The organism is Bradyrhizobium valentinum (assembly GCF_001440405.1).
GTDB classification, from domain to species: Bacteria; Pseudomonadota; Alphaproteobacteria; order Rhizobiales; family Xanthobacteraceae; genus Bradyrhizobium; species Bradyrhizobium valentinum.
This window is the reverse complement of record NZ_LLXX01000105.1, coordinates 1-5,401: the sequence shown is the minus strand read 5'-3', so window position 1 is coordinate 5,401 and position 5,401 is coordinate 1. Positions and strand designations below refer to the sequence as shown.

The following is a 5,401-nucleotide window of genomic DNA, read 5'->3' as shown; positions in this document are numbered from 1 at the left end:
TTGGTCTCGGCAACGGCTTGTTCGGCCGGCTTTGGCTGTTCGGGAATATCCTGGGGCGTGACGATCTCGACCGGGATCTGCTCGGCAGTCACCGTGCCGAACGGATGGACGTCGGAAAACAACAGCACGAGCGTCAGCAACGACACATGCGCGATCGCCGACGCCGTGATCTCAGAGGGTATGATCCGCCGCAGCTCCATCGGCATCTGAATGATTTTCGATATTCCCTGCCCGACAGCATAGCGTCGGGCGGCGCGGTACCTCAATCCCATTTCGGCGCGAAGCCGAAATCCGTGAACCGGCCACCGGCGCTACCCATGCCGGAAATCTGCTGCATGTCCTCTTCCGAAAGCTCGAAATCGAAGATCTCGACGTTCTCCGAAAGCCGCTCGAGCTTCGACGTGCGCGGAATCGCCGCCGCGCCCTGCTGCACCAGCCAGCGCAGGCAAACCTGGGCCGCCGTCTTGCGATAGCGGTCACCGATCCGCAGCAGCGCGCGGTCGTTCTTGATGCGGCCCTTGGCGACCGGACTGTAGGCCACCACGGCCATGCCGTGGCGCGCGCAGGCTTCCCTGACCTTGGTCTGATCGAGATAAGGATGGTATTCGACCTGGTCGCACGCCAGCGGCTCGGGGCACGCCGCCACCGCCTCCTCGATCAGGGCCACGGTAAAGTTGGACACGCCGATATGGCGGGCGAGCCCCTGCTGCTTGACCCGCGCCAGCGCACCCAGCGTGTCCGCCAGCGGCACCTGCGGGTTCGGCCAGTGCAACAGCAGCAGATCGATCTCGGTCAGGCGCAGCCGCGCGAGGCTTTCTTTGGCCGACCGATCGAGATCCTTCGGCGCAAAATTGCTGGGCCAGACCTTGGTGGTGAGGAAGATGTCGTCACGCCTGACGGCTGAAGCGCGCATGCCCTCACCCACCTCGCGCTCATTCTCGTAGACCTGCGCGGTGTCGATATGGCGATAGCCGAGCCGCAGCGCCTGCTCGACGATCCGCGCGCAGGTTCGGCCGCGCAATTCCCAGGTGCCCAGCCCGATCGCCGGGATCTTTGCACCATTGGCCTCGACAATATTCATCGGCAGCTTTCCGGAGATCGCGCCCCATTATGGGCCGCTCTCGCAGCGCTGCCAACACAAGCATTTTCACGCGGGGTCGATCCAGGGTTGAATTCCCCCCTCGCGTCAAGAATGCGTCAACCAGGGAACTAGCGCGGCGACGTCTCCGTGGCGAGCGCTGCGAATACGGTCTCCGGCGAATGCGCGATCACGGCGAGTAGCGCCCGCGCCGGTCCTCGGGGGACACGCTTGCCCTGCTCCCAGTTCCGGATGGTTTCGACGGGGACGCCAACTCTTGCCGCGAATTCGAGTTGTGTGAGCTGCGCGCGGCGGCGCAGGTCGCGCACGGGCGGCAGCGTGCCGGTTTCGCCCGGCGTTGCGTCAGGCATGACGGGCGAAGCTGAAGGCATCGCTTGCGCGAGCCCGGGCGTCGCAGGCGCGAGCCCGGGCATCGTCGGCGCAAGCGGAAACTCCTGCCCGTCCCGCAGTTCGACGATCCGTCCGTCCGCTTTCAGCCGCAAGCGCTGCATGTTGACCTCGTGAGCCAACATCATCGGCCAAGCGCGTTAAGGCCCGATTAACGATAAATGCGGCGCTACTTCAGCCCGAACCACAGCGTGGCGATACCGAGAAACGAGAAGAAGCCGACCACGTCGGTGATGGTGGTGACGAACGTGCCCGACGCCACTGCCGGATCGGCGCGGACCCGTTCCAGCACCATCGGAATCAGGATGCCGCCAAGCGCGCCGGCAACCAGGTTGCAGATGATGGCAAGGCCGATCACGACGCCCAGCCCCGGGATCTTGAACCACGCCACCGCGGCAACGCCGGTAATCACGGCAAAGGCGAGACCGTTGACGAGGCCGACCATCGCCTCGCGCATAACGACGCGGAGCGCATTGTTGGAGCCGAGTTCGCGGGTGGCGAGCGCCCGCACCGCCACCGTCATGGTCTGGGTCGCGGCATTGCCGCCCTGGCTCGCCACGATAGGCGCCAGCACCGCTAGCGCAACCATCTTCTCGAGCTGACCCTCGAAAAGGCCGAGCACGGAGGACGCCAGAAACGCGGTCGCCAGATTGACCAGCAGCCAATTGAAGCGGGCGCGCGCGATGGTCCAGACACTGTCGGACAATTCTTCGTCGCTGGTGACGCCGCCGAGCGCTTTCAAATCTTCGTCGGCCTCTTCCTCGATGACGTCGACGACGTCGTCGATGGTAATGACGCCGACCAGCCGGTTGGTGGTGTCGACGACAGGGGCCGCGACCAGATTATACTTGCCGAACATCCGCGCGACCTCTTCCTGGTCGTCCAGCACGGAGACACGGCGACGGTCTTCCTCGATCAGGTCGGCGAGCGGCACCGGCCGGCGCGCGCGCAGCAGCGTGTCGAGCGAAACCGCGCCCTGCCAGTGCTTCTCGGAATCGACCGCATAGATCTCGTAAAACCTATCAGGCAGGTCCGGGGTGTCGCGCATGTAGTCGATCGCCTGCCCTACGGTCCAGTCCGGCGGCACCGCGATGAACTCCGACTGCATCCGCCGGCCTGCGGAATTTTCCGGGTAAAGCAGGCTGCGCTCCAGCGTGTCGCGCTCGGAGGGCGGCAGCTTTTCAAGGATCTCTTCCTGATCCTCCTCGTCGAGGCCCTGGAGCAACTGGACGGCGTCGTCCGATTCCAGTTCGCGAACGCCCTCCGCGACCGTCTCCGGTTCAAGTTCCTCGAGGATTTCCTCGCGGACGGCGTCATCGACCTCATTCAGCGCCGAGAAATCGAAATCGGTGCCTGTGATCTCGACGAGGGTGACGCGATCCTCAGGCTCGAGGGCCACGATCAAATCGCCGAGATCGGCCTCATGCAGTTCCGCAACCACCTCGCACAACAGCGGCCGGTCGGCGGCATGGATGGCGCGCGTGATCTCTTCGACAAACTCGCGACGGAGCTGCCCCTCCTCGTCCCGCATCAGGAGATGGTCGAGCACGGAGCCTTGCGCTGGCAGCCCTTCAGTGGCTTGGGCAACGTCGATCTTCTCGGCCATGCCGCGCCTCGCCGGTTTGACAGAATGAGGGAACTGGTCTGAGCTATAGCTGCACGCATTACCCAATCGGCTGCGCCATGCGCAATGCCAAATATCACTAACGGCAAATGACCCGAAATTTCAGCGCGGCCCTATGCTCGGCAGTTGCGACATTGATGACCTTCGTTACGGCGGCGCCGGCCGCTGAATGTCCCCGAAAGGACACGCTCGGCACTTCACGCGTTCTCGCGGTGGACGCCGCTAGCTACCCGCGCGTGGGCCTCAAGAGCTTTCCACAAACGCTTCCGCTGGAAGACCGCGAGGTGGTGCTGACCTTCGACGATGGACCGTGGCCCGGCACGACGCCGAAGGTGCTGGCGGCGCTGGCACATGAATGCGTGCGCGCCACCTTCTTCCTGATCGGAAAGCCGGCCTCCGAACATCCCGGACTGGTGCGAAAAGTAGCGGCCCAGGGCCATACCATTGCGCACCACACCTGGACCCACCACAATCTCAAATACATGAAGCCGGAGTCGGCCATCGGCGAGATCGACAAGGGTATCGCGGCGGTCGAAACGGCGCTTCACGGGGCGGCCAGCACGAACCCGAGCACACCGTTCTTTCGCTTCCCTTATTTTGAAATGACGGACGCAACACTGGAGGGCTTGCAAAAACGCGGCATCGCGGTGTTCGGCGCCGATCTCTGGGCCGGCGACTGGATTCCCATGACGCCGGCGCAGCAGTTGAAGCTGCTCACCGAGCGGCTGCAGCTCGCCCGCAAGGGCATCATCCTGCTGCACGATCCCAAAGCGCAGACCGCTGCCATGCTGCCGGCCTTCCTGCGCTACCTCCGCGACAACCATTATCGCGTAGTCCATCTAGTTCCGGCGGCTGCCAAAACCGTGTCCGACAAAGCACATTAGGTCACGATCTTTTTGGTTGGCGCTGTTCTTCCGCCTGGATCAGCCTCCGAAGCCAAATTAAGTCTGGAATTCAGACGGTTAAGGCGGCATTCATGGCACCATGATGTAAGTCGATGTAAGTCGTTGCGTGCTCTTGGAATGAAGCCGGGGTTCAATGATCGCTAGCGTATTTGGGGAGCTTCGCCGGCGTCCTTGGACCGCCTTGTGTGTGGGCCTGTTGACCTCTGTCGCCGCGCAGGCTGCGCCGGCCGCGGATTGCCCGGGTCATCCCGACGCCATCGGCACGTCACGTACCATCGTGGTCGATCCGCGCGCCTATCCCGTCATCGGCACCATGCAATATGGCAAGACGCTGCCGCTGCAGGAACGTGAGGTGGTGCTGACCTTCGACGACGGTCCGCTGCCGAAGTACAGTAACCAGATCCTCGACATTCTCGCCGCCCATTGCGCCAAGGCGACCTTCTTCCTGGTCGGAAGCCAGGCCAACGCCAATCCCGAAGGCGTGCGCAAGGTGCGCGACGCCGGCCACACGGTAGCCACCCACACCCAGAACCATCCGGGCGGCATGGATCGCCTGCCGTTCGAACGCTCCAAACAGGAGATCGAGCAAGGCATCGCGTCGGTGACCGCGGCACTCGGCGACGGCACCGCGCCGGCGCCGTTCCTGCGCATTCCCGGCCTGCGCCGTACCGACGAAATCGAGGAATTTGCCGCTTACAAGGGGCTTCAGCTCTGGAGCGCCGATTTCCCGGCCGACGACTGGCGCGACGTCTCTGCCAATCGTGTCTATGAGCTCGCGATGCAGCGGCTGGAGCGAAAAGGCAAAGGCATCCTGCTGCTGCACGACATTCAGCCGCGCACGGTCATCGCGCTGCCGAGGATCCTGCACGAACTGAAGACGCGCGGCTATCGTATCGTCCATGTGGTCCCGGCGACACCGGAACGGCCGGCGACACCGACCGAGCCCCGGCAATGGCAGTTGCATCCGGCGCCGGATATGGTGGCGGCGTCGCGCTGGCCGAAGGTTCCGAAATTCGCTTTTGCCGGCCCTGCAGCGCTTCCCGTCCCGGCCTTGTCCGATCTCGATTGGCACACGACCGATCTCGGCGGACGCGCCGCGCGGCGTGGTCGAGGCATTCCCCTGCCGCCGGTAACGTTGTGGTCCAGGCAAACGATGTTGCCGCCGGTCGGTGCGCTAGCCGTACTGCCCGTGCCGGCGGCGAGCATTTTCAAAATTCCGGAACCGACGTTTGCGAGCGCGCTGGCCTCGGGCGCACGCCGGGCGACAACGGTTGCGCAGGCGCGTTCAACGGAAGTCTCGTCCGCAAAGCTCGGCGGCAAATCTCACCGTCACCGCCGCGCGGCTGCGGCCCAGCCGCCGGCTTCCGCCGGACAAGCCGCGCAGGC

5 protein-coding genes and 1 pseudogene are annotated in these 5,401 nt (G+C 64.3%); 2 read left to right on the top strand and 4 right to left on the bottom strand.

Going from position 1 to position 5,401, the window contains the following annotated elements:
- The 4 genes and pseudogenes from CP49_RS16240 to mgtE all read right to left on the bottom strand — a co-directional run.
- Positions 1–266, bottom strand: a pseudogene (locus CP49_RS16240) (hypothetical protein); the annotation flags it as partial.
- The gene (locus tag CP49_RS16235; RefSeq protein WP_057851233.1) at positions 263–1,081 is read right to left on the bottom strand and encodes an aldo/keto reductase; all 819 of its coding nucleotides are present in this window, start codon (positions 1,079–1,081) and stop codon (positions 263–265) included. The gene CP49_RS16235 and the pseudogene CP49_RS16240, both read right to left, overlap by 4 nt.
- Before the next feature lie 128 nt (positions 1,082–1,209).
- Positions 1,210–1,590 (bottom strand): helix-turn-helix domain-containing protein, encoded by a 381-nt coding sequence (locus tag CP49_RS16230; RefSeq protein ID WP_057851235.1) that lies wholly within the window; start codon positions 1,588–1,590, stop codon positions 1,210–1,212.
- Between the two features lie 65 nt (positions 1,591–1,655).
- Positions 1,656–3,092, bottom strand: a complete 1,437-nt coding sequence (gene mgtE / locus CP49_RS16225; protein ID WP_057851232.1) for a magnesium transporter — start codon at positions 3,090–3,092, stop codon at positions 1,656–1,658.
- Between the two features lie 155 nt (positions 3,093–3,247).
- Here mgtE and CP49_RS16220 point away from each other — a divergent pair, with 155 nt between their 5' ends.
- Complete coding sequence (locus tag CP49_RS16220; protein WP_057851234.1) at positions 3,248–3,994, top strand: polysaccharide deacetylase family protein; 747 nt, start codon at positions 3,248–3,250, stop codon at positions 3,992–3,994.
- Between the two features lie 208 nt (positions 3,995–4,202).
- A partial coding sequence (locus tag CP49_RS16215; RefSeq protein ID WP_057851231.1) for a polysaccharide deacetylase family protein occupies positions 4,203–5,401 on the top strand: 1,199 nt, incomplete at its 3' end.

What these genes read in the sequence shown, in the direction of transcription:
- CP49_RS16235 (WP_057851233.1), bottom strand. Translation starts at nt 1,081, where the DNA reads ATGAATATTGTCGAGGCCAATGGTGCAAAGATCCCGGCGATCGGGCTG.
- CP49_RS16230 (WP_057851235.1), bottom strand. Translation starts at nt 1,590, where the DNA reads ATGCAGCGCTTGCGGCTGAAAGCGGACGGACGGATCGTCGAACTGCGG.
- mgtE (WP_057851232.1), bottom strand. Translation starts at nt 3,092, where the DNA reads ATGGCCGAGAAGATCGACGTTGCCCAAGCCACTGAAGGGCTGCCAGCG.
- CP49_RS16220 (WP_057851234.1), top strand. Translation starts at nt 3,248, where the DNA reads ATGACCTTCGTTACGGCGGCGCCGGCCGCTGAATGTCCCCGAAAGGAC.